Annotated in this window: 5 protein-coding genes; 3 read left to right on the forward strand and 2 right to left on the reverse strand. The window is 63.0% G+C overall.

Annotation, left to right across the window (positions count from 1 at the left end; all coding sequences use genetic code 11):
- Nucleotides 1-288: 288 nt before the first annotated feature.
- Nucleotides 289-987, forward strand: a complete 699-nt coding sequence (locus tag ACJH6J_RS30060; protein ID WP_406805010.1) for an SDR family oxidoreductase — start codon at nt 289-291, stop codon at nt 985-987.
- Between the two features lie 22 nt (nt 988-1,009).
- Here ACJH6J_RS30060 and ACJH6J_RS30065 read toward each other — a convergent pair whose 3' ends face one another.
- Both ACJH6J_RS30065 and ACJH6J_RS30070 read right to left on the reverse strand, forming a co-directional pair.
- The gene (locus tag ACJH6J_RS30065; protein WP_406805011.1) at nt 1,010-2,029 is read right to left on the reverse strand and encodes a hypothetical protein; all 1,020 of its coding nucleotides are present in this window, start codon (nt 2,027-2,029) and stop codon (nt 1,010-1,012) included.
- A gap of 102 nt (nt 2,030-2,131) precedes the next feature.
- The gene (locus ACJH6J_RS30070) at nt 2,132-2,752 is read right to left on the reverse strand and encodes a DUF2510 domain-containing protein (RefSeq protein WP_406805012.1); all 621 of its coding nucleotides are present in this window, start codon (nt 2,750-2,752) and stop codon (nt 2,132-2,134) included.
- A 175-nt stretch (nt 2,753-2,927) separates the two neighbouring features.
- On the opposite strand from ACJH6J_RS30070, the gene ACJH6J_RS30075 reads away from it, so the two are divergent.
- On the forward strand, nt 2,928-3,644 hold the full coding sequence (locus ACJH6J_RS30075) for an endonuclease/exonuclease/phosphatase family protein (RefSeq protein WP_406805013.1): 717 nt from the start codon (nt 2,928-2,930) through the stop codon (nt 3,642-3,644).
- Between the two features lie 114 nt (nt 3,645-3,758).
- Complete coding sequence (locus ACJH6J_RS30080) at nt 3,759-3,962, forward strand: hypothetical protein (protein ID WP_406805014.1); 204 nt, start codon at nt 3,759-3,761, stop codon at nt 3,960-3,962.
- The last annotated feature ends 290 nt before the right edge of the window (nt 3,963-4,252 follow it).

A 4,252-nucleotide genomic window follows, 5' to 3' on the forward strand; every position in this document is an offset into this window, starting at 1 on the left:
CCGTCAGACGGCGATCAACACACCGAAACGGAGGTCGCCTGAAACACCCCGATCCACAGGTATTGACAATTGCTCCCTCCGGAGCCAGTCAGGCGCTCAAACCAATTGCTCGACGGCGTGCGGCCATCGTGGCCATTCCAGACTTTGGCGCGGCCAACACTGCACACCTCGCCCCTGTTCCCCCGCGCCGGTGTCACGAACCCCACACATCGCCAGCGGTCACATTCGTCGATATCGGTGGTTTTTTCTCAGTAACGAGATCGTTATCCAGACTGAAGGGAATATGACATGACCGACGTAGCAGGCAAGGTGGTTCTGGTGACGGGTGGCCGGCGGGGCCTGGGCGCAGCCCTGGTCGACGAGGTACTGGCCCGGGGCGCCCGCACGGTCTACTCGACCGCGCGAACGGCCTTCACCGACGACCGTCCTGAGGTGGTCACGTACGGCCTTGAGGTCAGTTCGGCGGATTCCGTTGCGGCACTCGCGGATATCGCCAAAGACGTCAACATCGTGATCAACAACGCCGGTGTCTCCCATCTCGATGATCTGCTGACCGGCAGCTGGGATGACATCACGGACACCTTCGACACCAATGTGTTTGGGCCACTGCTGGTGACGCGTGCGTTCGCGCCGATCCTCGCCGCCAACGGTGGCGGCGCCCTGGTCAATGTGCACTCGGTGTTGTCGTGGCTCGGCGGCGCCGGCTCATACGGCGCCTCGAAGGCCGCGATCTGGTCGATCACCAACTCGCTGCGCCAGGAACTGCAGCCGCAGCACACCCAGGTGGCCGGAGTGCATGTCGGGTACATCGACACCGATATGACCGACGGCATCAACGCACCCAAGCTTGCTCCGGCCGAGGTTGCCCGGCGCATCATCGACGGCCTGGAAGCCGGCGCGGCCGAGGTACTGGTCGACGACCTCTCCGTTCAGGTCAAAGCGGCGCTGTCCGGGCCGGTTGAAAACCTGGCTTTCACGCGGTCGTAGCGATGGGCGCGGCCGCGATGGGCTACCCGCCCCAACGATCGGCGATGGCACGCATATTCGGATGAACGCTGCCGTAGCTCACCAGCCGGACGTCGAGGCCCGCGCGCTCCACGATCTTCAGTGCCCGGAGGATGGCGGTGTCGATCCACTCGTCGTGGTTGCCGAACACTCCCCCACCCAACCGGGTCAGCAGCACGATGTTCGACCCACCGTTGGCCACCGATTCGACGGCCGCCAGCAGGGTTGCCTCATAGGCGGATTCCAGAACCAGCCGGGCGAACGCCTCCCAGTACCGTTGCGGCACATCCGAATAAGCGACAGGCAACGCCGAACAGTACGCCTGCGATACGGTCTGCCCCGGTGCCGGCTCGGTCCCCGTCACCTCCACGCCCAGGTGCAGGCCGATCGCCAGCTCACCCGCCAGGGATTCGCGGGCCTTTGGAGATGCTGAGACCAGGAAGTCGTTGATCGCCGCGAGCCCATCGGCCGTGCACAAGGCGTAGCCGTTCTCCATCCGCCACAACGACGAGACGGACCGCCCGAGGTGCGTCGACAGCGAGAGACCTACTCGTTCAAGCATGTTCAGCTGCCGATCCGCGGTCTGCCCCGGCACTCCGTTCACCGAGGCGAAGTAGTTCCGGTAGATGGTCCCGGCACCGGCCCCGATCGCACACGCGGGGCCTTGCGTGTGGTCATGGGCGTAGCGGGTGACGCCGTCCTCGGGAGTAACGGTGTAGTGCGTCATCTCCAGCAGGTTGAACTGCGACGCCACCTGGAACAGCGCACCCTCGAACTCGGGCTCGCCGTGCATCGCGCCGACGTCGCCGACGGTGCAGGTGACGGTGGTGCGGCCGCGGTTCGGGATGAGGACCGATTGCCTCAACTCGGACAAGGTCGGAGTCCGCAGCGTCCCGATGCCGTACCGGGCGCCATTCACGGAGGAGACGAGTTCGTTTCCGTCGACACTCAAACGCGACCGGGTGCTTTCGTAGTCGGACTCAGCGAAGCCGGTGAGACGCTCAAACCAGTTGGTAGACGGCATGCGGCCATCGTGGCACAACCCACTGACGTCTCGTGCAGCTGGAGAACTCGTCACCTTGCCCACCGACTCACACTCGCGGTGAACAAGCAATCACGCTGCACATCAAGGATTTCCGTTGTCCATCGGGAACTCAGGAGGCATATAGCCACCGTAGGTACCGCGGGGATCGCCCTGCACATAGAACCGGTCCTCGTGGTCGGCGCGGTTGGCGATCATGTCGCGCTCGAACTGTTCCCGGCGCAGCGCCGCTTCACGCGCCTGGGCCGCCTTGAGCGTCCAGGCCGCGAACAGAGACAGCACCACCAGGACGATCAGCACACCGTACAGCCACGGGTGCTCGTGAGCGGTGCCCAGCAGGAACAACCCGCCGAAGACGGCCGCCACGCCGACGCCGGAACGCCTGCGGGTCCGCGCCATGACGCCAACACCATTGCCGCCGTTCGCAATAGCGACCGACGATGACGCGCCTCCGCCGAAGATCGCGACAAGGATCCAGATCGGTAGCCACAGCCCACAGGACAGGAAGGTCAGGATCGCATGCAGCGCATGGTTGGGTCCGCCGCCGGCTGATACCGCGACCGCCACCGCAGGTGCCGGCGCGGACGGCGCGGTGGGTACGAAGTGCTCAGTCCAGCGACGGCCGTCGTGGTAGCGCTGACCGGGCTGGCCACCCGGGTCTTGATACCAGCCCGGCGCGGGGGTCGGAAAGTTGTGATTCGGCATCTCGGTTCCTCTCGGCGCATTTCAGCAAGTCGAACAGGATGACACCGACCACCGACAAGTAGCGCAGCTCGACCTTGAGGCCCCGACATTGGGTCTGAAGCCAACCTCACTTGTCGGTGTCGTCGTTCATACTGGCTGGCTCGCTGGAGATTCCACGTCGAACGAGAGGTTCCCCATGACAATCACGATCGCCACCTTGAACATCCGTCACGGCGGTCGGAAATCAGGCGATGCACTGGCCACCCGAATGCTTGGATACGACGCTGATCTCCTGGTGGTCACTGAATTCCGCGCAAACGACGGCGGGGCGCAGCTCTGCAGTCGACTCCAGGCGGCCGGGTACTCGACATCTCATCCCGACGTCGACCCGAAGCAGAACACCGTGCTCATCGCGTCGCGACGTGGCATCGACCGGTCGCGGCCGTTCAGTGATCGACTGGGCGCAAACCACCTGTGGTGCGGAGACATCGACGGAATGGCATTGTGTGCGGTCTACATGCCTCAACGCACCGTCAAGCTGCCCTACTGGGAGGCTCTGATCGCCCAAGCACGGCGCGGCGGCATCGATTTGCTCGTCGGAGATTTCAACACGGGCAACAACGAACTCGACAAGGATCCGAAGGGCGCCAAGTTCATCGGCCCCGAAATGCCCGGGCGGCTCGTGGCAACTGGATACACCGACATCTGGCGATCTCTACATCCCAACACTCGCGAGTACTCGTGGTACAGCCGGCCAGGCGACAACGGCTTCCGCCTCGACTACATGTACGCCGCACCTGAACTCGCGCAACAGGTCAGTATGTGCGAGTTCGACCACGCCCCACGAATCGCTGGCGAGAGCGACCATTCGGGACTAGTCGCGACGCTGGGGTGGCATCATGGGAAAAGCTGAGCGGGACAGCTGCATTCGGGCGAACACACCTTTTGAAGCAGACGGAAGCCAGGGGTAGTCATGACCGCGAACTAATCGTTGGAATCATTGATCGCAGCTCTATCGCGAGCACGCATGCCCACCGCGAACCATCAATTCATCGCGCATATCACCAACGCTGCAGGCATAGACAGTTATCGCTTCGTCGACCAAGCAGGGAAGCCGTATGTCATCGCCACGCGTCGCAACCGTTTACGAGACCTGCACATCTACTACGGTGCGACCAATGGATTCTCCTCCGAGGACGAGGTCATCAGCATCGCCGGTAGTGAAAAATGAGCAGAGGCGAAAGTAGTACGCGGAAAGGCACTTGGTACGTGCTTCATCCGGTAAACGACGCCCGCGTTGGCGGAGAGCGTGGCCGAAACGTCCGTCGTGCGGCAACATTCTGCGAATGCGGCATGCAGTTGTCGTTGACTGGGATGTGCGCAAGCTGCGACTAGAGTCAACCTCACGCAGCGACGCACAAGCAACTGGTAACGGCACCTATTTGGGTCTGCTGCACGATCAGGTGACAGTTTCGGTCACGCGGCCTGACTGGCCGGTGTGGTCATGATTGCTTCGAATTC

The sequence above is a fragment of the Mycobacterium sp. SMC-18 genome (genome assembly GCF_045310895.1).
Classification (GTDB): domain Bacteria; phylum Actinomycetota; class Actinomycetes; order Mycobacteriales; family Mycobacteriaceae; genus Mycobacterium.

Coding starts and splice junctions, on each gene's coding strand:
- ACJH6J_RS30060 (WP_406805010.1), top strand. CDS start 289: ATGACCGACGTAGCAGGCAAGGTGGTTCTGGTGACGGGTGGCCGGCGG.
- ACJH6J_RS30065 (WP_406805011.1), bottom strand. CDS start 2,029: ATGCCGTCTACCAACTGGTTTGAGCGTCTCACCGGCTTCGCTGAGTCC.
- ACJH6J_RS30070 (WP_406805012.1), bottom strand. CDS start 2,752: ATGCCGAATCACAACTTTCCGACCCCCGCGCCGGGCTGGTATCAAGAC.
- ACJH6J_RS30075 (WP_406805013.1), top strand. CDS start 2,928: ATGACAATCACGATCGCCACCTTGAACATCCGTCACGGCGGTCGGAAA.
- ACJH6J_RS30080 (WP_406805014.1), top strand. CDS start 3,759: ATGCCCACCGCGAACCATCAATTCATCGCGCATATCACCAACGCTGCA.